Raw genomic sequence first — 21,589 nt, 5'->3', positions numbered from 1 at the left:
ATTGATTAAGCTGCAACAGTTTTGTTTTGCGCTTTTTCCCACAACTCACCTAAAGCACGCTTGTACTCAGTAGGAAGCACCTTCACAAAACGGCCACGCGCATTTTCCCAGTCAGCTAAGAGTGCTTTAGCGCGCTCAGAACCAGTGTGACGGAAATGACGCTCAATCAAGCCCTTCAGAATTTGCTCATCAGTCATGCGCTCGCCACCATCTTTAACATCAACAGGGGCATGCCATTGAGACTGAGGCATCTTGTCAATCTGCTCAGCAGAAGGCAATACCTTCTCCAAAGTCGCCATGCTGGTATTGCAGCGTTTATCAAAGAGACCATCTTCGTCATAGACATAAGCAATACCGCCACTCATACCTGCGGCAAAGTTACGGCCAGTTGCGCCCAAAACGACTACAGTACCGCCAGTCATGTATTCGCAACCGTGATCGCCAGTACCCTCAACAACCGTTGTCGCACCAGAGTTACGAACAGCAAAACGTTCACCAGCCACACCGTTAAAGAATGCTTCACCGCCGATTGCACCATAAAGAACAGTATTACCAACGATGATGTTCTTTGCTGTATCGCCACGGAACTCATGTGGAGCACGGACAATGACGCGTCCACCAGATAAGCCTTTACCAACGTAGTCATTACCATCACCAACCAAGTCTAAGGTGATGCCGCGCGCCAAGAAGGCGGCGAAACTTTGACCGGCCGTGCCATTCAATTGAATATGAATAGTGTCATCTGGCAGGCCAGCATGGCCATAACGCTGAGCGATTTCTCCAGAGAGCATGGCACCAACAGTACGGTTCACGTTCTTCACTGGAACAATGAAAGATACTTTCTCGCCACGTTGTAATGCAGGCTCACTCTTCTCAATCAGAATGTTATCCAGTGCACTGCCTAAACCATGCTCCTGGGTCAAGATCTGGTAGCGAGGAGCATCTTTAGGGACATTAGGCTCAGCAAAAATCTTGCTGAAATCTAGGCCATGCACTTTCCAGTTTTCAATACCTTTGCGGGTATCCAGGAGATCAACGCGACCAATCAAATCATCAAACTTACGAATGCCGAGTTGAGCCATGATCTCGCGTACTTCTTCCGCAATAAAGAAGAAGAAGTTCACCACATGCTCTGGCTTACCAGAGAACTTTTTACGCAACTCAGGATCTTGCGTAGCAACGCCAACTGGGCAGGTATTCAAATGACACTTGCGCATCATGATGCAACCTTCAACGACTAATGGAGCCGTTGCAAAACCAAACTCATCTGCACCCAACAAAGCACCAATCACCACGTCACGACCAGTTTTCATTTGACCATCAGCTTGCACACGAATACGACTGCGCAAACCATTGAGCACTAGTGTTTGCTGAGTTTCAGCTAATCCCAATTCCCATGGGGAGCCAGCATGCTTAATAGAAGATAGTGGTGATGCACCTGTACCGCCATCATGTCCAGCGATCACTACGTGATCTGCTTTTGCTTTAGCAACGCCGGCAGCAATTGTGCCAACACCGACTTCAGAAACCAATTTCACAGAGACGTCTGCGGCTGGGTTCACGTTCTTCAGATCGTGAATTAACTGAGCGATATCTTCAATCGAATAAATATCATGATGCGGAGGAGGAGAAATCAAACCAACGCCTGGTACAGAGAAGCGCAACTTACCGATGTAATCGGAAACCTTGCCGCCAGGTAACTGACCGCCTTCACCAGGCTTAGCACCTTGAGCCATTTTGATCTGAATCTGATCAGCAGACCGCAGGTACTCAGTAGTGACGCCGAAACGACCCGAAGCAACTTGCTTAATTTTGGAACGCAATGAATCGCCATCGAGCAAGGGAATATTTGCTTCAACAACATCGTCACCCAAAATACTGGCTAAGGTTTCACCCTTCTTAATTGGAATGCCTTTAAGTTCATTCACATAACGATTGGGATCTTCACCACCCTCACCAGTATTGGACTTACCGCCAATACGATTCATCGCAATCGCCAAAGTAGCATGCGCTTCAGTAGAAATAGAACCCAAAGACATCGCGCCCGTTGCAAAACGTTTGACGATTTCTTTGGCGGACTCCACTTCATCCAATGGAATAGCCTTAGTTGGATCAATCTTGAACTCAAACAAACCACGCAATGTCATCTGACGCTTGGTTTGGTCATTGATGATGTTGGCGTACTCTTTATAGGTTTGATAGCCCTTCTCGATACCAATACGGGTAGAGTGCTGCAACTTCGCAATCGTATCTGGAGTCCACATATGGTTCTCTCCGCGAATACGGAAAGCATATTCACCACCAGCGTCGAGCATATTGGTTAAGACTGGATCGTTACCAAATGCAGACTGATGCATACGCAATGCTTCTTCAGCCACTTCAAATACACCGATACCACCAACATTCGATGGAGTGCCTTTGAAATAATGGTCAATGACCTCTTTATTTAAACCAATCGCTTCAAAAATCTGCGAGCCGGTGTAAGACATATAAGTAGAGATACCCATTTTGGACATCACTTTTTGCAAGCCCTTACCAACTGCTTTCACAAAATTCTTTACAGCTTTTTCTGCCGACAGATCGCCAGATAAGCCCTTAGCCATCTCAGCCAAAGTTTCCATTGCTAGGTATGGATGAACTGCTTCAGCTCCATAGCCAGCCAAGAGTGCGAAGTGATGTGTCTCACGCGCGCTACCGGTTTCAACCACGAGGCCAACGCTAGTGCGCAAACCTTTTTCAACCAAGTGCTGGTGAATTGCAGAAGTTGCCAACAATGCAGGAATAGCCACATGCTGCTCATCTACCTGACGATCGCTCACGATCAAGATGTTGTAACCGGAGCGAACAGCATCAGCCGCTTCAGCGCACAAAGATGCTAAGCGAGCCTCGATACCTGCTTTACCCCAAGATGCTGGATAGCAAATATCCAATTCATATGAACGGAACTTACCGTTGGTGTAATGGCCAATATGACGAATCTTGGTCATATCGTCGAAATCTAAAATTGGCTGACTTACTTCCAAACGCATTGGTGGGTTGATATTGTTGGTATCCAACAAATTCGGCTTCGGCCCAATGAACGAAACCAATGACATCACCATGTTTTCACGGATCGAGTCAATCGGAGGATTGGTCACCTGTGCAAACAACTGCTTAAAGTAGTTATAGAGCGGCTTATTCTTATTGGAGAGTACAGCCAATGGGCTATCGTTACCCATTGATCCAATTGCCTCTTCACCGTTCATGGCCATAGGTGCCATGAGGTACTTGATATCCTCTTGGGTATAGCCAAAAGCTTGCTGACGATCTAATAATTTTGCAGCTGGACGAATAGTCGTTTTTTCATCAATCAGGTCATCTTTGCTGGCGTCAACCTCATCGAGCTTAACGCGTACCGCATCGATCCAGCTCTTATAGGGCTTAGCTTTAGAGACTGCGTCTTTCAATTCGACGTCATCAATAATGCGACCCTGCTCCATATCAATCATGAACATTTTGCCTGGTTGCAAGCGCCACTTTTGAACAATCTTGCTTTCCGGAATTGGCAATACGCCAGCCTCAGAACCCATGATGACCAAATCATCATCGGTCACGTAATAACGAGCTGGACGCAAACCATTGCGATCCAGGGTAGCGCCAATCTGGCGACCATCTGTAAACGCCATAGCAGCCGGACCATCCCATGGCTCCATCATTGCAGCATGGTATTCATAGAAAGCGCGACGGTTGTCATCCATCAAGGTATGTTGTTCCCATGCCTCTGGAATCATCATCATCATGGCTTGCGCTAATGGATAACCTGACATCACCAACAACTCTAAACAGTTATCGAAACAAGCGGTGTCAGACTGGCCTGGATAAATTAGTGGCCATAATTTTTTGAGGTCATCTCCCAACACTGGTGAACTAATAGCACCTTCGCGCGCGTTCACCCAGTTCACGTTACCTTTAACAGTATTGATCTCACCGTTATGCGCAATCATGCGGTACGGATGGGCCAATTCCCATGCTGGGAAGGTATTTGTGGAGAAGCGCTGATGCACTAACGCCAATGCGGACACTGTGCGTGAATCTTGCAAGTCTTTATAGTACGCACCTACCTGGTTCGCCAACAGCAAGCCTTTGTAAACAATGGTGCGAGCAGACATTGAAGCAACAAAATACTCTTTACCGTGCTTCAAATGCAAATCTTGAATTGCATGGCTAGCAGTTTTGCGAATGACATACAACTTACGCTCCAGCGCATCTGTTGTCATGATGTCGCGGCCACGTCCAATAAAAATTTGACGAATAAATGGCTCCGTCATTTGCACAGTTGGAGACATCGGTAACTTCACATCGATAGGCACATCTCTCCAACCCAAAACAACCTGACCCTCTAAGCGAACAGTGCGCTCTAATTCTTGTTCGCAAGCCAAACGGGATGCATGCTCTTTAGGCAAGAAAATCATACCAACGCCGTACTCACCAAATGGTGGCAACTCGATACCTTGCTTAGCCATCTCTTCGCGATACAAAGTATCAGGAACCTGAATCAAAATTCCAGCGCCATCCCCCATCAATGGGTCAGCACCAACTGCACCCCGGTGATCTAAGTTCTCAAGAATTTTCAATCCCTGAGCAACAATCTCGTGCGACTTCTTGCCCTTGATATGAGCGACGAATCCTACGCCGCAAGCATCATGCTCATTTTGTGGATCGTAGAGACCCTGTGCGATTGGACGAAGGTCTGTATTCATTTGTGTAGTCATGGTATTTCCGATTGCCATTGAAGGCCGATTACTTTTGGAGGATCCAATATAGGGGAATACCCATGTTGATGCAATAGAAATAAAATGAGTCTGTCCCATTTAAATTGGGTCAGCACCAAAATGAATTGATATAAAAGGGACAGAGTCAGAACTTGCTAGCACTAAAGCCAACTACCCAACCGGTAAAGCATCCTCTAACTTGTTGAATTAATTGATATTAATTTCTTTGGACGCCCCCGATAACGGATCAATGTCTGCTCGGAGTTATCTTTAAAGAGCTTTTTTGCGTAAATGTCACTTACCCAAGGCTTGGATCTCACTAATGCCTCGGTAATTTGACGATCCTCCCAGTGAGGCGCGCCGTCCTTCACGAAGGCAGCCCAGGTCATTTGTCTTTCAAAAGGGGTGTTACCCAACTTCCAAAAGTATTGGTGATCAACCAACCATGGCTCAGCGTTGCCGCCGATGTGGGAAGCAAAGCTAGTCCAAGTGGAATCTTGAGGACTAGATTCAAAACCCGCCCTGACGGGATTTAGTTCGATATAGCGTTGGCAGCGCAAAAAATAATCAGGGTCAATTAGCGAGGAACGATAACGACCTTCCCAGATAGTTCCTGAACGATGATGCTGTTGATTGAAATACTGGGCATAACGTCTACCCAGAGATTGCATCGTCTTTGCAAGCGAATCTGCGTTCTGGGGAGTCAACAAGAGATGGACATGATTTGGCATTAAGGCAAATGCGTGCACCGCGCTACCAAATTGCTTAGCCGCTTCTCGTAGCCAATCCAAATAGATGCGACGGTCCGCATCATTAAAAAAAAGTATTTCCCGATTATTGCCACGAACCATGACATGCATTGCTTGGCCCGGAATAATGGTGCGTGCTTGCCTTGCCATTGCTAAAACGAACTACTGCAGTTCGCGCACACCGCCGTTATTAGAAAAGTCGGGAATAAACCAATCACCATCAACTTGAGTTACGCCCGCAGGTACTTCGCGACCTTGTTGTGGTTCATCCTTCAGGGCGGTGCTCATATAAGAGATCCACATCGGTAAAGCAAGACCGCCACCAGTTTCACGATCTCCCAAACTTGCCGGCTTATCAAATCCAATCCAGGCAATGGCCACTACCTTCGGGTTATATCCCGCAAACCAAGCATCGTGAGAATCATTCGTTGTACCAGTTTTACCAGCGATATCACTACGGCCCAATTTCGCTCTCGCACTTCCTGCAGTTCCAGATTTTGTAACCTCCTGCAACATGCTATCCATTACGAAGGCAGTTCTTGCATCTAAGACACGGGGGGCATCCTCGCGCGCATGAGTAGGTTTAGCTTCAAATAGAACAGTCCCTTTTGAGTCTGTCATCCTATTGATTAAGTAAGGATCTACACGATAGCCGCCATTAGCAAACACGCTATAGGCAGATGCCATCTGTAAGGGTGTTACAGAGCCCGCGCCCAAGGCCATTGTTAAATAAGGCGGATGCTTCTCTGCCTCAAACCCAAAGCGCTGAATATATTCTTGCGCATAAGAGGGGCCGATAGCGCGAATCAAGCGCACAGACACTAAGTTTTTTGATTTGGCTAAGGCGGTACGTAAACGCATCATGCCCTCATACTTACCATCGTAGTTCTTCGGCTCCCAGGCTTGGCTGCCCGTTTCCATGCTGCCAATAGACAGTGGAGCATCGTTCACCATGGTGCTCGGAGAAAAACCTTTCTCGATTGCAGCTGCATAAATAAATGGTTTAAATGAAGAGCCTGGCTGGCGTTGTGCCTGGGTAACGTGATTAAATTGATTGCGACGGAAATCAAAGCCGCCAACTAAAGAGAGGATCGCGCCCGTTTCAGCATTCATGGAAACAAAGGCAGCTTCAACTTGCGGTAATTGTGCCAACTTCCAAACGCCACCATCTGAGAGCAATCTAACGATGGCACCAGGGCGCAAACGTTTTTTGGGTTGTGTGCTATCAGTTAAAGAGGCGGTAGCAAGCTTCATGCCCTCGCCTTTCAGGGTGATCGTATCCCCAGTAGAAATCATCACTTGCATTTCTTTTGGCTTGATATCGAGCACTACACCAGACTGCAAATCATCTAACTGAGGGTAAGCCAATAAGGCCTCATCAATTGCACGTTGACGCTTGACATGATCTTCTGGCAAATCAATAAAACCCTCTGGACCACGATATGCGTGACGCAGATCATATTCAAAGATACCGCGACGCACTGCCTTGTAAGCAGCATCTTGGTCCGCCTTCAAGATGGTGGTGTAAACATCTATTCCCTGAGAATAAATAGCCTCACCGTATTGCGTAAATAACAACTGACGCACCATCTCAGCAGGGAAATCGGCACGAGTACTAAATTCATTTCCAAGGCCGCGGATATGCAATTCTTCGGCCATGGCAACTTGGTACTGCTCAGGCGTGATGTAAGACAAATCACGCATTCGCTGCAAAATATATTCCTGACGAATCTTGGCGCGACGGAAATTACTGACTGGGTTATATGCTGAAGGAGCCTTTGGCAATCCGGCCAACATAGCGGACTCAGCAATCGTGATGTCTTTTAATTCTTTACCAAAGTAGATCTGAGCCGCACTAGAGAATCCATAAGCCCGTTGCCCTAAGAAGATCTGATTCATATAAATCTCAAGAATCTTGTCTTTGCTTAGTTGAGACTCAATTTCCCAGGATAGAAGAACCTCGTAGATCTTGCGACTGAAAGTCTTCTCATTACTGAGGAAGAAGTTCCGAGCTACTTGCATCGTGATGGTTGATGCGCCTTGAGAAAGGTTGCCACGTAAATTGGTGAGCGCAGCCCTGAGAATCCCCACGTAGTCCACCCCACCATGGGAATAAAAGCGATCATCCTCAATAGCCAAGACTGCGTTACGCATGCTCATAGGGATTTCATTCAAAGGGATTACCTTACGGCGCTCCTCCCCAAATTCGCCTATCAGGACTTTATCGGCGGTATAGATGCGCAATGGCGTTTTGGGGTTGTAGTCAACCAATGCCGAGATCTTCGGCAAATTCGGCTTTGCTATTAAGAAGGCATATCCCAGCAACAAGGTGAATACCACCGCAAAGACCATGCTGATAATAAGCAGCGCCTTAATAAGGGGATTGCTCCCTGATTTCCTAGACGAGGCATGCTCCGCTCTTGGCTGACCAGGACGTCTGTCAGGCTGTCGGTTAAACCGCCGGTTTAAGGGCGGCTTGTCTTTTGGGGGTAGAGCCATAGAATCAAATTATAGGGTGCTTACACAATTTTCCTTAAAGCTCCAAAACCCTTGTTTGAAATATTTTTGGGCGGACATTTCTGACACTGAATTCCGCTTTGCCCGATCGTTTTTACTATCCCCTGGGCGAACAATATGGCATGCCTCCACGCCACATTTCCCCCCAGTCTTTTGATGACATTCTGAGTGAGTTGGGGGATGACCCCGCCATTCCAGATCCCCATGGAATTCGCAAAACCTCGTCGCCCCCGAGGGTAGATCAGACACCTCAAACCAAGACTCCTAAACCCGCTTTTCCGGCCAAAGCCTTCGAGCTCAAGGGGTTCAATTTCAGCCCAATTTGGATCTTAATCAGCATCTTATTGCTTAGTGCAGGTGGCCTCTTTTTTCATTTTGATTCCAATAAATCTGGGGCTGAACTGGAAATAAGCGCATTACAAAATCAACTTTTAGAGCTTAAAGAAGAATTTCAACTTTCTCAAAGTGAATGGGTATCTGAGCGAGATGATCTATATGAAATAATAGATGAAATAGAAGTGAGTATTCACTCAATAGAGTCAAAGCCTCCAATAAAGAGTTCTCAGAGTAAGCCTGCCGCCATCCCATATGAGGCAGAACTTCGTCGCTGGAGATATTTGGGCATTACCCGAATGGGGGTCGCCGAGCATGCCTTTTTTCACACCGGCAAGACGACGCTGATGGTGCGTAAGGAGAGCTTGGCTTTAGGGGAATGGCGCCTCACGCAAGCAGAAAAGGAATTGGCTATCCTGGCCCACCCCAAAGGTAAATCCATTACTTTTAAATCCACCCAATCAGAGTGACTCTATTGAAGATCCTACAAAAATCCCGCGCCGGATTACTCTTCCTAATCCTGGTTTTTTTACTCAATCCAATCTTGGGAAGCCACCCCGAGGCCAGCCCTTCAGACAACCCTAAAGATACTCGTATTAGCCTGCAATTTAGCCAAATTGAGTTGACTGAGCTTTTGCAGGTTTTAGCCAAAATGGGCGATACCAATTTCCTCCTGAGCGAATCCATTCAAGGCAAGATTTCCGTTGACCTCAAGGACACGCCTTGGCAAACCGCCCTGCATTCGATTCTTGCTAGCCGAGGATTACGCCTTGTCCGAAATGGGGATATTTACTGGATTGGTCCTCATGCCGAAATTCAAAGTTTCCAAAAATTTCGTCGGGAGGATGCTGCTCTGCCTTTTGGCGGAGATCATATTAATAGCCCGCGCCAGATCCTCATAGAAGCTCGTATTGTTGAGGCCGATCAGCGCTTTGCCCGAGAGCTCGGTATCAAACTGGGGTATCAGGCCAATGGCATAGGCAATCATCCAGACCAAAGCGCAAGTGCAAACCTAGATCTCGCTGGTAGTGGCTTGGCTGGCTTTAATCCGGCCACCTTAGCTGCCACCCTGGTTTCCAAGAACGCAGCCCGACTATTGCAAATGGAGCTTTCAGCGCTGGAGTCCGACGGTCAAGGCAAGATTCTCTCCAACCCCCGCATCATGACTGGTGATCAAGTTAAGGCTACGATTGAGCAGGGAACCGAACTACCCTACCAAGTCAGCTCTCAAAGCGGCAGTAAATTGCAGTTTCGCAAGGCTAATTTACGTCTTGAGGTCCTACCCAAGATTCATCCAGACGGGAAGATATCGATGTTGGTGGGGATCAATAAAGACACCATTGGCATGAAAACTGAACAGGGTTATGCGATCGACACCAAAAACCTGAGCTCTGAAGTCACGGTTGAAAATGGCGGGACTGCCATCATTGGCGGCATCTTTCAAACTACTGAGCGTGATGACGAAATTAAGGTTCCCCTGCTGGGTGATATTCCTTTGATTGGGCACTTATTTCGCCATAAATCTAAATTGGCGGATAAAACTGAACTATTAGTCTTCTTAACTCCCACTGTTCTGGACAAACACTAATAAAATCAAAGTGTGAACTCTTCATCTAACAATATCTTTCTGATTGGCCTCATGGGCGCCGGAAAGTCGACCGTCGGTAAATTACTGGCCAAGAAATTGGGTCGTCGCTTCTTAGATGCTGATCATGTCATTGAGGATCGTTGTGGAGTCAAAATTCCCGTCATTTTTGAAATGGAAGGTGAAGAAGGATTTCGTAAACGTGAGGCACAGGCTATTAAAGAGATTACTGCCGAGCATGATGTCATCTTGGCAACTGGTGGTGGCGCCGTACTCCTGCCTGAGAATCGTCAGTTCCTCAGCGAAAGAGGTACTGTCATTTATCTTCACGCCAATCCTATGGAACTGTGGCATCGCACTAAGGGTGGCGAAGGTAGACCACTCCTTAAAAATGGTGACGCAAAAAAGATTCTAGAAAACCTATACGCTATTCGCGATCCTCTTTATCGCGAAATCGCTGACTATGTGATTGAGACTGGAAAACCCAGCGTCAATCAACTAGTCAACACATTAATCATGCAACTCGAACTCTCCGCATAAATTTATCCATGAAAACATTAGAAGTTGATCTAGGCAATCGTAGCTACCCCATTCATATTGGTACAGATTTAATAGATCAACCAGAACTATTTAGCGCCTGCGAAAAATCCACATCGATTTACATCGTTACCAATACAACTGTTGCCCCTCTGTATGCAGAGCGCCTCACCAAGACCCTAGAGAGACTTGGTAAACCCGTCAGAACGATTGTGTTGCCTGATGGGGAGTCTTACAAGGATTGGAAAAATCTCCAGCTGATTTTTGATGATCTCTTGAAGTTTGGCGCCGATCGTCAAACCATCTTGGTAGCTTTGGGTGGCGGCGTCATTGGGGATATGACTGGCTTTGCAGCTGCTAGCTTTATGCGTGGCATTCGGTTTATTCAAGTTCCAACAACCTTATTAGCTCAGGTGGACTCCTCTGTCGGCGGTAAGACAGGGATTAATCATCCACTTGGAAAAAATATGATCGGAGCGTTTCATCAGCCAGTAGCGGTGATTGCAGACCTGAACACCCTCAAGACATTGCCTGCGCGCGAACTTTCTGCCGGCCTGGCTGAAGTGGTTAAGCATGGTGCGATCGCGGATGCGGAATTCTTGGATTGGATTGAGGCAAATGCAAAAGCATTATTAGCTTGCGATACCGCAGCAATGGCGCATGCTGTTCTACGTTCTTGTGAAATTAAATCGGCCGTCGTGTCAGCTGATGAGAGAGAGGGTGGAATTCGGGCCACATTGAATTTCGGTCATACCTTTGGTCATGCGATCGAAGCAGGCATGGGATATGGCGAATGGCTACATGGTGAAGCTGTTGGTTGTGGCATGGTCATGGGTGCGGATCTCTCACGTCGCCTGAACTTCATCACGCAAGATGAGGTCAATCGTTTAACTCACATTATTCAATCTATGAATCTACCGATTGCACCTCCCAAGTTTGGCGCACAGCGTTATATGGAATTAATGCAAGTAGATAAAAAGACTGAAGGCGGTCAGATTCGTTACGTCGTTTTAGAAAAGATTGGCAAAGCCCAAATTAAGAGTGTTCCCGATGCTCAGGTCATCGAGACCCTAACAGCCACTGGGGCAGTTTAAGCCCCTGAAATATTGGCTACTTATTTCTGAAGCAGGCTGATAGTAATCGCTTGCCCGGCTTGAGCGCTGGCAAATTCGGATAAGTCGCTCAACAGTTCTCGCCCTGTTTTAGTATCTAACCAGAGTGGAGAGGCTAAAGTGCCAGCCCAACGATAGTGATAACCACCAGATTTGGCTGCTACCCAGATTTCATGTAAAGGTGGCTGTGTATTGACCACAATCACGCTGCGATCCCTAAACCGAATATTGATTACGTTCCCGCCTTGGCGCTCTACATCCAGATCTAGATCCAGCGCATCATCTGCAGCCTCTAAGGCCGCCTCAATTGACTGCAATAAATTACTACCCACCTGATAGAACTGCTTATCGTCAATGGTTTCCACGGTGAGATCGCCTGGCTTCATATTAGAGTCCTGCATGCTATATTCAATCATTCGTTTTAGAGACATTCATGATAGCGATTCTTATAAGAACTCTTGGCATTAGCCTTCTAATATCCCTTGTTGGGTGTGGGGTTAGAGGGCCGCTATATTTGCCAAATGTGCCGCCCACTCCAGCACCACCCGCTGAACCAGAGCCTAAGGGCAAGCTCTATCCACCCCAAAGCCCTGCTGCAACTAACCCATCATCGGCCAAGCAATGACAAGTAAAGCGATTCCACTCCCCAACTTAGCTGGATTTACAGAACGCAATGGCAATTGGTATGCGGAAGAAATTCCTTTGTCAGATTTGGCAAAGGAGTTTGGTACACCCCTGTATGTCTATAGCAAAAAAGCATTAACGCAGGCCTATCAAGCCTATGACAAAGCTTGCGTAGATTCTTCGGGCAAAAGACGTGCTCGCGTCCACTATGCCATGAAAGCGAATAGCAACTTAGCGGTAATTGATTGCTTTAAAAAATTAGGTTCTGGCTTTGACTTAGTCAGTGGCGGCGAATTAGCCCGCGCTCTTGCTGTTGGTGCAGATCCAAAAAGTTTGGTATTCGCAGGCGTTGGTAAATCTGCTCCTGAAATCGCGCAAGCATTGCAGGCTGGCGTTAAATGCATCAATGTCGAATCGATTGCTGAGCTCCACCAAATTAATCGAGTTGCTACTAAGCTGAATTGCCGCGCGCCAATTTCTTTACGCGTGAATCCAGATGTGGATGCGCAAACCCATCCCTACATCTCTACCGGATTAAAAGGCAATAAGTTTGGCATTGCTTATCACGAGGTTTTAAAAACATACCGTGAAGCTGCCTTGCTTTCTCAAATTGATGTGGTTGGTATTGATTGCCATATTGGCTCTCAAATCACTAATACTGCGCCCTATCTTGATGCACTTGATAAAGTACTCGAGTTGGTTGCTCAATTAAAAAAAGAAGGTATTGAGATTCATCATCTCGATTTAGGTGGGGGCCTTGGTATTTCGTATGGTGACGACAATCCACCTGATATCACGGAATTCACTAATACCCTACTCAATCGTGTTGGCGAGCGTGGCTTTGCTCATCTCGATGTGGTCTTAGAGCCAGGCAGATCCTTAGTCGGCAATGCTGGCGTGCTCTTGACCAAAGTGGAGTATCTCAAGCCAGGTGCCGAGAAAAACTTTTGCATCGTTGATGCCGCCATGACAGAGTTGATGCGCCCCGCGCTCTACGAGGCGTATCACAGCATTGTTCCTGTTCAAGCTAAACCAGTAGCCAGCTCTACTTATGACGTCGTTGGGCCTGTATGTGAATCTGGTGACTGGCTAGGAAGAGATCGTGAACTTGCAGTTGAAGAAGGTGACCTGCTAGCTATTCTGTCTGCTGGTGCCTATGGTTTTGTAATGGCATCTAACTACAACACCAGACCAAAGCCCGCAGAGATCATGGTCGATGGAAAAAACGCATACGTCATTCGTAAACGTGAAAATATTGCTGATCTCTTTGCTGGTGAAACTATCTTGCCAAACTAAATGGGATGATCAATTAATTTTGACTTGGTCAATTTCTAGGCAATAAAAAACCCCGCTAGATCAGCGGGGTTTTTGTTTTGTGTTGAATGCAACTATTAATGCAGACCTGCCATGTAATCGGCAACTGCTTTCATTTCTTGATCAGAAAGCTTAGTTGCAATCGTAGTCATCTGGCTGCTATTTTTACGAGTGCCTTCGCGGAAAGCTAACAATTGTGCTGCGTTGTAATCAGCCCATTGGCTGCCAACACGTGGGTACTGTGAAGGAATGCCAGCACCAGTTGGGCTATGACATGCCGCACAGGCAGGAACGCCTTTAGCAGCGATTCCACCACGGTAGATGCTTTGACCTAGTTCAATGGTGTCTTTGTTCTGGGCAACACCTTGGGATACTGGCTGAGTAACCAAATAAGCAGCAATATTTTGCATGTCTTGATCAGTTAAGGCGGCCGCCATTCCCATCATGATCGGATTGGCGCGAGTACCTTCTTTAAAGTTCTTCAACTGCTTGGCTGTATAAGCTGCATGCTGTGCAGAAAGCTTAGGCCAAGTAGCGATAGCGCTCTGGCCCTTAGGGCCGTGGCAAGTTAAGCAGGCAGTCACGCCTCGGCTTGCATCGCCGTTAGAGTAAAGCGCTTCACCAGCCGCAGGGTCAACCTTAGGCTTGCCTGGAACAACCGGCTTAGCGACAGCTTCCGCCATGGGGGCGGCGGCCGGCGCAGGATCTGCGGCGCTCACCACACCAGAGAAGCTGGTCATTGCTAGCAAGAGGCCAGCGGCTAGGCTAGCGCTAACGCTAGTTAATTTGGAGATTTGAGAGGTTTGACGCATTATGTTTACCTTGGCAAAAATTCCTAAAAGTGTTTGGGCCCTACCTTTTACAACCTTTTACCCAACACCATGAGATATTTCATGATTTTGCGTGATTTTACAATAGCTTCTGGACATGTCTAAACTCTTTCAAGCCCGATTTGCGACCACAGTCAATGACACCCATTGCCTGCCTGCCACTCCACTCCGTGAGGTGGCCTTTGCTGGGCGCTCAAATGCGGGCAAATCTAGCGCAATTAACGTGCTTTGCAACCAAAAACGCCTCGCTTTTGCCAGTAAAACGCCAGGACGTACGCAGCACATTAACTATTTTGGCCTTTTTGCAAAAGACGATCTTTTGGCTTATTTAGTGGATTTACCTGGATATGGCTATGCAGCCGTCAATCGCGAGACCAAATACCACTGGAATGCCCTCCTGAGCGATTACCTGCAGGAACGTGAGCAGTTGGTAGGCATGGTCCTGATTGTGGACTCTAGACGCGGTATTACCGATCTGGATGAGCAAATGATTCAATGGTTTGTACCAACTGGCAAGCCAATCCACGTTTTGCTGAGCAAATGCGACAAACTCAACAAGAGTGAATGTAAGCATGCAATAGAGGCGGTCCGGAAACAGTTGCAGCAATATGATCCAGCCTTGCCTGATGGCAATGGTGAGTCAAAGCAACTTACGGCACAATTATTTTCAAGCACCAAACGTATTGGCCTTGAAGAAGCAGACAATATTGTTATTAAATGGTTATTTGAAGCAGAGATCAAAGAAGATGAAATCACAAGCTAATTCTTTATTGAACTTTCCAGCACATCGTCCTCGTCGGATGCGTCGTGATGATTGGTCACGTCGCCTGATGCAAGAAAATCATCTCCACGCTAGTGATCTAATTTATCCCGTCTTCTTGCTTGAGGGTAGCAACCAATCTCAAGCAGTTGCTTCGATGCCTGGCGTCAATCGCGTTTCGCTTGATTTACTTTTCGGCGTCGCTGAGGAGTGTGTTTCATTAGGCATCCCTGTCATGGCACTCTTTCCGGTGATAGATGCCTCACTAAAAACACCAGACGGCAAAGAATCTTTTAATCCAAATGGGTTGATTCCAACTGCTGTACGTGAACTAAAGCTACGCTTTCCCAATTTAGGCATCATGACAGATGTCGCGCTTGATCCTTACACTAGTCATGGTCAAGATGGCATCTTAGATGAACAAGGTCGCATTCTGAACGATGAGACCACCGCAATTTTGGTGCAACAAGCTGTTGCTCAAGCACAAGCTGGGGTTGATATTGTTGCGCCTTCAGACATGATGGATGGCCGCATCGGCAAAATTCGTGAGGCCTTAGAGCAGAAGAAACTCATTCACACCCGCATCATGGCTTACTCCGCAAAATATGCATCTGCATTTTATGGGCCGTTTCGCGATGCTGTGGGTTCAGCAAAAAATTTGGGTAAGGCAGATAAAAAAACTTACCAAATGGATTGCGCCAATACTGACGAGGCTTTGCGGGAGGTTGCTCTAGATATAAGCGAAGGTGCTGACATGGTAATGGTCAAACCTGGTATGCCTTATCTAGACATTGTTCGCAGAGTGCGCGATGAATTTGATTACCCCACTTATGCCTATCAAGTCAGCGGTGAGTACGCTATGCTCAAAGCAGCCGCACAAAATGGTTGGCTTGATCATGATGCTGTGATGATGGAATCTTTGCTTGCATTTAAACGTGCTGGTGCCGATGGCATTTTGACTTACTTTGCACTCGAGGCTGCGCGCCTTTTAAAGGCAAGCAAGTAATTAGTGGTTAAACAAGTTAAATGGGTTATACCCATTTAACTTCTGAGCAGCTTAATTTCCCAAGGCTTTTTTCAAACGCTCGCCAAAACGTTGTGGTGGCATATAGCCAATGACACGCTGGTCTTTTAATTCTTCTGAGTTGAGATCAAAGATCAGAATTCCAGGCGGGCCAAATAATCCAAAACGCTTCAACAGAGCTTGATTCTCAGGACTGTTTTTTGTTACATCAGCTTGTACTAAAACAAATTTCTGTAAGTCTTGATTCACTTCAGCGTTAGCAAAAGTATTGACCTCCATCTCCTTGCAGGAGATGCACCAGTCTGCATAGAAATCCAATAACATTAACTTCTTCTGCTCTTTTGCTTGAGCTAAAAATTGGTCTAGTTGCGCAGAAGAGTTAATAACAGCAAAACTAGCATTTCCAATTTGATGTTGTCGCTGACCATTGCTCATCGTCCTGCCTGCTTCGCTACTGCTACTTTGTAATAATGGAGATGCAATCCAGGCTGCTGTTGCCACTAAGAGAACGCCCAATGTTCTTTGTAGCCACACCATCCAAATTCCAGTCGACGGAATCAAGATGCGCGCTTCAATAGCAATAAACAACAGTGGTAAGCCCATCCCTATAGCCATCACGAAGAGGAGCCCCGCCCCCAAACTCATTGAACCAGTTTGGGCAATAAAAGCGAGTACTCCAGCCAAGGGAGCGGTAATGCATGGACTGGCAACTAGAGTTGATATTCCGCCCAAAGTAAAAGCACCGACAGTACTACCACCTTTATGACGCCCTGCCAGCTGATTAACCTTTTGTTGCCACGAATGGGGCATTCTTAGGTCGTATAGTCCAAATAGACTGCCTGATAAGGCTAATAGAAGCAATGCAAAGCCAATGAGCGCTATAGGGCTCTGTAGCGCTCTTTGCACGCTCCCACCTAATGCAGCCATCAGCACCCCTGCCAAAGCGTATACACAAGCCATTCCCAGCACATAGGCCACTGCCAAGAGGCTTGCACGTCCTTTATTGATCGATTGCTTGCCCTGCGTTCCAAAAACCACGCTCGACATAATTGGTAGCATTGGAAGCACGCAAGGGGTAAATGCTAAAGCCAGCCCAAGAACAAAGAAGGCTAAGAATAAAAAGCTTGTTGGCGTGCTTTCTAAAAAGCGACTAATGGCATTAACGTCATCACGCTCACGCCATAAATCCATGAGGCTCAATTCTGCTTTTGGAGCCAAACTTGCGGCAACTCCATCAAGCATCTCAGGAATTGGCCCAGCCTTTACTCCAGGGCCAGCAAGTAAAAATTTCAGCGTCATGGGCGGATAACAAATACCCGCTTCAGCACAACCCTGTAATTCCAACTCTAGATAAAGCGGTTTTCCAGACTCCGCCTTTTTATTGAGTGTAAGCAAAACATCCTGTTTATAAACCTGCATTTTCTTTTGAAAAGTTTTATCGTACTTTTCCACGCCAGAGGGAAAGGAAGTACCTACAACCCCTAATTTATTGGGTTGGGAGCCCATCTGAAAATGTAGTGAGTCTTGATAAAGGTAATATCCTTTAGCCGGAAAGAGCTCTACTTCAACCTCATTGGAATGAGAGACCCAGGTAGCCTCTGCTCTAAATGCTTTTTCAGGAGGAAGAAATTCTGGGGCAGCAAATGCGTTACCAAGAATAATAAAGAGTGTGGCTACTACAGGGATAAATTTATTAATCAATCGCATGGAGCTTACTTTACCTCGGCTTGAACCCACTTGCCATATTGCTCTTCATATTGCTCTGGAGAATAGGCAATCACCTCTGGCAAATCATAGGGGTGATGACTTTTAATGAAATTAGCAACATCCAACCATTTATTAGTAATGGTTTTTGCAGAGAGTAATACTTCACGCTCTTCGCAAATCTTTCCTTCCCACCGATATATCGAATACATGCCTTCTTGGATTTGCACACAAGCAGCGAGACGGGCTTCAATCAGTTGACGTGCCACGCACTTTGCATCCTCTAGTGATGCAAAGCTGGTAACAACAATTAGTAATTCGGTAGCTTTATCTGTGGCCATAGCGTATTTATAACTGCATAAATGAAAAAAGCCAGACCGAAGCCTGGCTTTTTATCTCGCTAAAGGATTTAAGCCTCTTCAGCTACTGCTGTTTCTTCAACTTCTGGACGATCTACCAACTCAACCAAAGCCATAGGTGCATTATCACCATGACGGAAGCCAAACTTCAAAATACGAAGGTAGCCACCTGGACGAGTTGCGTAACGTGGGCCGAGCTCTGTAAAGAGTTTGGTCACGATATCGCGATCGCGTGTGCGATTGAATGCTAAGCGACGATTTGCTAAGTTATCTTTTTTACCTAAGGTAATCAAAGGCTCAACAACCATGCGCAATTCTTTTGCTTTTGGCAAAGTGGTTTTAATCACTTCGTGCTCCAAAAGTGAATTGGACATGTTGCGCAGCATCGCTAAGCGATGTGATGATGTTCTGTTTAGTTTGCGTAAGCCGTTTCCGTGACGCATGATGCTTCCTTTCTAATTATTTCTCGAGGTTAGCTGGAGGCCAGCTTTCGAGTTTCATGCCAAGACTTAAGCCACGAGCCGCCAATACATCTTTGATTTCATTCAAAGACTTACGACCTAAATTAGGCGTCTTCAACAATTCATTCTCTGTACGTTGAATCAAGTCACCGATGTAGTAAATGTTCTCAGCCTTCAAGCAGTTTGCAGAGCGAACTGTGAGTTCGAGATCATCAACTGGACGCATCAACATTGGATCAACCATTGAAGAGCGGCTTGGTGCGAGATCACCAGATACTTCGCTGCTTTCGAGGGCCGCGAATACAACTAACTGGTCAACCAAAATGGTAGCTGCTTGACGAATCGCCTCTTCAGGAGACAAGACACCGTTTGTTTCGATTGTCATTACGAGACGATCGAGGTCGGTACGTTGCTCAACACGAGCAGACTCAACTGCATAGCTAACACGGCTTACTGGGCTAAATGAGGCATCCAATACGATGCGCCCGATGATCTTGGTAGCTTCGTCATGGTATTGACGCATATTGCCTGGTACATAGCCACGGCCTTTTTCAACCTTGATCTGCATATCTAACTTGCCACCAGCAGACAAGTGAGCGATTACGTGATCAGGATTAATGATTTCAACATCATGTGGCAAGTCGATATCTTTTGCTGTAACAACGCCTGGGCCTTCTTTACGCAAATTGATAGTAACTTCATCACGTGACTGCAACTTAAATACGATACCTTTGAGGTTCAACAAAAGGTTAACTACATCCTCTTGAACTCCATCTAATGTGGAATATTCATGAACAACACCAGCAATTGCTACTTCAGTTGGCGCATAACCAACCATCGAGGACAACAAAACACGACGTAATGCATTGCCGAGTGTGTGGCCATAGCCACGCTCGAACGGCTCCATAACAACCTTAGCTTGGTTGGCGGTAAGCGCTTCAACAGAAATAATTTTTGGCTTGAGCAAATTTGTTTGCATATTTTTTCCTTGAGAGTGCCTAATTAGCGTGAATACAATTCAACGATCAAACTTTCATTAATTTCGCCGCTAATGTCTTCACGGTCAGGCACTTGCTTAAATGTTCCTTCCAGCTTCGCTGCGTCGACTGATACCCAGCCTACAGCAGACATCTGCTGAACCAAATTGAGTGATTCTGCAATACGCGCTTGCTTTTTCGCTTTTTCACGAATCGCCACTACATCACCAGGTTTAACCTGAATAGATGGAATATTTACTGGACTACCATTGAGCAAAATTGCACAGTGGGAAACCAACTGACGAGCTTCAGCGCGTGTTGAACCAAAGCCCATGCGATAAACAACGTTATCAAGACGTGATTCCAACAACTGGAGCAATGTTGAGCCAGTATTGCCCTTACGACGCTCAGCTTCAGCAAAGTAACGACGGAACTGACGCTCTAAAATTCCGTACATACGCTTAACCTTTTGCTTTTCACGCAATTGATTACCGTAATCAGATGTTCTTGAGCCAGATGTACGGCCATGTTGACCAGGCTTAGTATCTAGCTTGCACTTGTCTGACAGGGCGCGACGTGCGCTCTTTAAAAATAAGTCGGTACCTTCCCGACGTGCTAATTTGGCCTTAGGCCCTAAGTAACGTGCCACGATGCTTTCCTTTCTTTGCCGCAGTCTTACGACCGGCGGTGAGTTCATCCATTAATTCTGATGAACAGTGGGCTTTAATAAAAAACTACTAAAACTTATACTGCCTACTTCCTAGCTTAGATACGACGACGCTTAGGAGGACGGCAACCATTGTGTGGAACTGGAGTAACGTCTTGAATCTCAGTGATTTTGATGCCCAATGAGTTCAATGCGCGAACTGCTGATTCACGACCTGGGCCTGGACCCTTAATCTGAACTTCCAAGTTCTTGATTCCACATTCAACTGCTGCTTTACCAGCCACTTCTGCAGCTACCTGAGCAGCAAAAGGTGTTGATTTACGTGAACCTTTAAAACCTTGGCCGCCAGAAGTTGCCCATGAAAGCGCATTTCCTTGACGATCAGTGATCGTAATAATGGTGTTATTAAAAGAAGCGTGAACGTGTGCAATACCATCAGCAACGTTCTTTTTAACCTTCTTGCGTGCGCGCTGTGAAGCTGCAGAAGCGGATTGTTGTTTTGCCATGTCAATAAACTTTCTTGATTATTTCTTGAGTTGCACGCCAGACTTACGTGGGCCCTTGCGGGTACGCGCGTTAGTCTTAGTACGTTGACCACGTACAGGCAAGCCCTTACGATGACGTACGCCGCGGTAGCAGCCTAAGTCCATCAAACGCTTGATGCTCATCGTTACTTCACGACGAAGGTCACCTTCAGTAATAAATTTACCTACTTCATCACGCAACTTTTCCAAGTCACCGTCAGTAAGATCTTTAACTTTTTTGTCGATAGCAACACCTGTGGTTTCACAAATTTTGCGAGCACGGGTAGTACCAATGCCAAAAATTGCTGTTAAACCGATAACAGTATGTTGATGATTTGGGATATTTACCCCAGCGATACGTGCCATGAGATTTCCTCTTAATTAACCAGATCAGCCTTGACGCTGCTTATGACGTGCGTCTGAAGAACAGATCACGCGCACAACGCGTTTGCGCTTAATGATCTTGCAATTTCTGCAAATACACTTAACGGATGCCAAAACTTTCATAACTCACCTCTAAAAAAATATGTACTACTTAATCTTTACTTCGCTCGGAAAATAATTCTGGCGCGCGTTAGGTCGTAAGGAGTCATCTCCACCGTCACCTTATCTCCTGGCAATATGCGGATGTAATGCATCCTCATCTTTCCAGAAATGTGCCCTAGAACCACATGTCCGTTCTCTAGCTTCACGCGAAACATTGCGTTCGGCAAATTCTCAATAATTTCTCCCGCCATCTGAATTACATCGTCTTTAGACAT

General features: G+C 46.3%; 22 protein-coding genes. 8 read left to right on the top strand and 14 right to left on the bottom strand.

The genetic code is table 11. From position 1 onward, the window contains the following. Positions 1-5: 5 nt before the first annotated feature. From ICN42_RS02935 to ICN42_RS02925, 3 genes are all read right to left on the bottom strand, one after another. A complete protein-coding gene (locus ICN42_RS02935) occupies positions 6-4,769 on the bottom strand; it encodes a glutamate synthase-related protein (protein WP_255539216.1) in 4,764 nt (1,587 codons plus the stop codon). 176 nt (positions 4,770-4,945) lie between these two features. Then, positions 4,946-5,650, bottom strand: a complete 705-nt coding sequence (locus tag ICN42_RS02930) for a transposase (RefSeq protein ID WP_216250588.1) — start codon at positions 5,648-5,650, stop codon at positions 4,946-4,948. Positions 5,651-5,662: 12 nt separating this feature from the next. Beyond that, complete coding sequence (locus ICN42_RS02925; RefSeq protein ID WP_255539215.1) at positions 5,663-7,852, bottom strand: penicillin-binding protein 1A; 2,190 nt, start codon at positions 7,850-7,852, stop codon at positions 5,663-5,665. Positions 7,853-8,097: 245 nt separating this feature from the next. Here ICN42_RS02925 and ICN42_RS02920 point away from each other — a divergent pair, with 245 nt between their 5' ends. From ICN42_RS02920 to aroB, 4 genes are read left to right on the top strand one after another with little or no spacing between them, the layout of a single operon-like run. Continuing rightward, a complete protein-coding gene (locus tag ICN42_RS02920) occupies positions 8,098-8,820 on the top strand; it encodes a hypothetical protein (RefSeq protein ID WP_216250583.1) in 723 nt (240 codons plus the stop codon). Between the two features lie 5 nt (positions 8,821-8,825). Then, the gene (locus ICN42_RS02915; protein WP_255539214.1) at positions 8,826-9,938 is read left to right on the top strand and encodes a secretin and TonB N-terminal domain-containing protein; all 1,113 of its coding nucleotides are present in this window, start codon (positions 8,826-8,828) and stop codon (positions 9,936-9,938) included. A 12-nt stretch (positions 9,939-9,950) separates the two neighbouring features. Beyond that, on the top strand, positions 9,951-10,475 hold the full coding sequence (locus ICN42_RS02910; protein WP_370625994.1) for a shikimate kinase: 525 nt from the start codon (positions 9,951-9,953) through the stop codon (positions 10,473-10,475). Between the two features lie 8 nt (positions 10,476-10,483). Beyond that, complete coding sequence (aroB, locus tag ICN42_RS02905) at positions 10,484-11,566, top strand: 3-dehydroquinate synthase (protein WP_216250579.1); 1,083 nt, start codon at positions 10,484-10,486, stop codon at positions 11,564-11,566. A 20-nt stretch (positions 11,567-11,586) separates the two neighbouring features. Here aroB and cyaY read toward each other — a convergent pair whose 3' ends face one another. Further along, positions 11,587-12,000, bottom strand: coding sequence for an iron donor protein CyaY (gene cyaY, locus ICN42_RS02900; RefSeq protein WP_255539213.1), 414 nt, complete (start codon positions 11,998-12,000; stop codon positions 11,587-11,589). Positions 12,001-12,017: 17 nt separating this feature from the next. Between cyaY and ICN42_RS12005 the strand changes: the two genes are divergently transcribed. Both ICN42_RS12005 and lysA read left to right on the top strand, forming a co-directional pair. Beyond that, on the top strand, positions 12,018-12,209 hold the full coding sequence (locus tag ICN42_RS12005; RefSeq protein ID WP_216250576.1) for a lipoprotein: 192 nt from the start codon (positions 12,018-12,020) through the stop codon (positions 12,207-12,209). Continuing rightward, positions 12,206-13,504 (top strand): diaminopimelate decarboxylase, encoded by a 1,299-nt coding sequence (gene lysA / locus ICN42_RS02890; protein WP_216250572.1) that lies wholly within the window; start codon positions 12,206-12,208, stop codon positions 13,502-13,504. Before ICN42_RS12005 ends, lysA begins: the two co-directional genes overlap by 4 nt. 95 nt (positions 13,505-13,599) lie before the next feature. Here lysA and ICN42_RS02885 read toward each other — a convergent pair whose 3' ends face one another. Then, on the bottom strand, positions 13,600-14,334 hold the full coding sequence (locus ICN42_RS02885; RefSeq protein ID WP_216250569.1) for a cytochrome c: 735 nt from the start codon (positions 14,332-14,334) through the stop codon (positions 13,600-13,602). 115 nt (positions 14,335-14,449) lie between these two features. Between ICN42_RS02885 and yihA the strand changes: the two genes are divergently transcribed. Both yihA and hemB read left to right on the top strand, forming a co-directional pair. Next, entirely contained in the window at positions 14,450-15,115 is a 666-nt protein-coding gene (gene yihA, locus ICN42_RS02880) for a ribosome biogenesis GTP-binding protein YihA/YsxC (protein ID WP_216250554.1), read from the top strand. Further along, the gene (gene hemB / locus ICN42_RS02875) at positions 15,099-16,118 is read left to right on the top strand and encodes a porphobilinogen synthase (protein WP_216250550.1); all 1,020 of its coding nucleotides are present in this window, start codon (positions 15,099-15,101) and stop codon (positions 16,116-16,118) included. Before yihA ends, hemB begins: the two co-directional genes overlap by 17 nt. Before the next feature lie 51 nt (positions 16,119-16,169). Here hemB and dsbD read toward each other — a convergent pair whose 3' ends face one another. The 9 genes from dsbD to infA form a co-directional block, all read right to left on the bottom strand. Then, on the bottom strand, positions 16,170-17,843 hold the full coding sequence (gene dsbD, locus ICN42_RS02870) for a protein-disulfide reductase DsbD (protein WP_216250548.1): 1,674 nt from the start codon (positions 17,841-17,843) through the stop codon (positions 16,170-16,172). A 5-nt stretch (positions 17,844-17,848) separates the two neighbouring features. Then, positions 17,849-18,181 (bottom strand): divalent-cation tolerance protein CutA, encoded by a 333-nt coding sequence (cutA, locus tag ICN42_RS02865; RefSeq protein WP_216250545.1) that lies wholly within the window; start codon positions 18,179-18,181, stop codon positions 17,849-17,851. 68 nt (positions 18,182-18,249) lie between these two features. Beyond that, complete coding sequence (gene rplQ / locus ICN42_RS02860; RefSeq protein ID WP_015420256.1) at positions 18,250-18,642, bottom strand: 50S ribosomal protein L17; 393 nt, start codon at positions 18,640-18,642, stop codon at positions 18,250-18,252. A gap of 16 nt (positions 18,643-18,658) precedes the next feature. Then, positions 18,659-19,639: a DNA-directed RNA polymerase subunit alpha gene (gene rpoA, locus ICN42_RS02855; RefSeq protein ID WP_015420255.1), complete on the bottom strand. Its 981-nt coding sequence runs from the start codon at positions 19,637-19,639 to the stop codon at positions 18,659-18,661. A gap of 23 nt (positions 19,640-19,662) precedes the next feature. Further along, positions 19,663-20,286 (bottom strand): 30S ribosomal protein S4, encoded by a 624-nt coding sequence (gene rpsD, locus ICN42_RS02850; protein WP_216250528.1) that lies wholly within the window; start codon positions 20,284-20,286, stop codon positions 19,663-19,665. 116 nt (positions 20,287-20,402) lie between these two features. Then, the gene (rpsK, locus tag ICN42_RS02845) at positions 20,403-20,810 is read right to left on the bottom strand and encodes a 30S ribosomal protein S11 (RefSeq protein WP_011901923.1); all 408 of its coding nucleotides are present in this window, start codon (positions 20,808-20,810) and stop codon (positions 20,403-20,405) included. 18 nt (positions 20,811-20,828) lie between these two features. Then, positions 20,829-21,194: a 30S ribosomal protein S13 gene (rpsM, locus tag ICN42_RS02840; protein ID WP_015420253.1), complete on the bottom strand. Its 366-nt coding sequence runs from the start codon at positions 21,192-21,194 to the stop codon at positions 20,829-20,831. A 24-nt stretch (positions 21,195-21,218) separates the two neighbouring features. After that, positions 21,219-21,335, bottom strand: coding sequence for a 50S ribosomal protein L36 (rpmJ, locus tag ICN42_RS02835; RefSeq protein ID WP_012357167.1), 117 nt, complete (start codon positions 21,333-21,335; stop codon positions 21,219-21,221). 35 nt (positions 21,336-21,370) lie between these two features. After that, positions 21,371-21,589, bottom strand: a complete 219-nt coding sequence (gene infA, locus ICN42_RS02830; protein WP_015420252.1) for a translation initiation factor IF-1 — start codon at positions 21,587-21,589, stop codon at positions 21,371-21,373.

The organism is Polynucleobacter sp. 71A-WALBACH (genome assembly GCF_018882365.1).
GTDB lineage: Bacteria > Pseudomonadota > Gammaproteobacteria > Burkholderiales > Burkholderiaceae > Polynucleobacter.
The sequence above is the reverse complement of the archived record's forward strand: the minus strand, read 5'-3'. Positions and strand labels throughout refer to the sequence as shown.

Coding starts and splice junctions, on each gene's coding strand:
- ICN42_RS02935 (WP_255539216.1), bottom strand. CDS start 4,769: ATGGCAATCGGAAATACCATGACTACACAAATGAATACAGACCTTCGT.
- ICN42_RS02930 (WP_216250588.1), bottom strand. CDS start 5,650: ATGGCAAGGCAAGCACGCACCATTATTCCGGGCCAAGCAATGCATGTC.
- ICN42_RS02925 (WP_255539215.1), bottom strand. CDS start 7,852: ATGGTCTTTGCGGTGGTATTCACCTTGTTGCTGGGATATGCCTTCTTA.
- aroB (WP_216250579.1), top strand. CDS start 10,484: ATGAAAACATTAGAAGTTGATCTAGGCAATCGTAGCTACCCCATTCAT.
- cyaY (WP_255539213.1), bottom strand. CDS start 12,000: ATGATTGAATATAGCATGCAGGACTCTAATATGAAGCCAGGCGATCTC.
- ICN42_RS12005 (WP_216250576.1), top strand. CDS start 12,018: ATGATAGCGATTCTTATAAGAACTCTTGGCATTAGCCTTCTAATATCC.
- lysA (WP_216250572.1), top strand. CDS start 12,206: ATGACAAGTAAAGCGATTCCACTCCCCAACTTAGCTGGATTTACAGAA.
- ICN42_RS02885 (WP_216250569.1), bottom strand. CDS start 14,334: ATGCGTCAAACCTCTCAAATCTCCAAATTAACTAGCGTTAGCGCTAGC.
- yihA (WP_216250554.1), top strand. CDS start 14,450: ATGTCTAAACTCTTTCAAGCCCGATTTGCGACCACAGTCAATGACACC.
- hemB (WP_216250550.1), top strand. CDS start 15,099: ATGAAATCACAAGCTAATTCTTTATTGAACTTTCCAGCACATCGTCCT.
- dsbD (WP_216250548.1), bottom strand. CDS start 17,843: ATGCGATTGATTAATAAATTTATCCCTGTAGTAGCCACACTCTTTATT.
- cutA (WP_216250545.1), bottom strand. CDS start 18,181: ATGGCCACAGATAAAGCTACCGAATTACTAATTGTTGTTACCAGCTTT.
- rplQ (WP_015420256.1), bottom strand. CDS start 18,642: ATGCGTCACGGAAACGGCTTACGCAAACTAAACAGAACATCATCACAT.
- rpoA (WP_015420255.1), bottom strand. CDS start 19,639: ATGCAAACAAATTTGCTCAAGCCAAAAATTATTTCTGTTGAAGCGCTT.
- rpsK (WP_011901923.1), bottom strand. CDS start 20,810: ATGGCAAAACAACAATCCGCTTCTGCAGCTTCACAGCGCGCACGCAAG.
- rpsM (WP_015420253.1), bottom strand. CDS start 21,194: ATGGCACGTATCGCTGGGGTAAATATCCCAAATCATCAACATACTGTT.
- rpmJ (WP_012357167.1), bottom strand. CDS start 21,335: ATGAAAGTTTTGGCATCCGTTAAGTGTATTTGCAGAAATTGCAAGATC.
- infA (WP_015420252.1), bottom strand. CDS start 21,589: ATGTCTAAAGACGATGTAATTCAGATGGCGGGAGAAATTATTGAGAAT.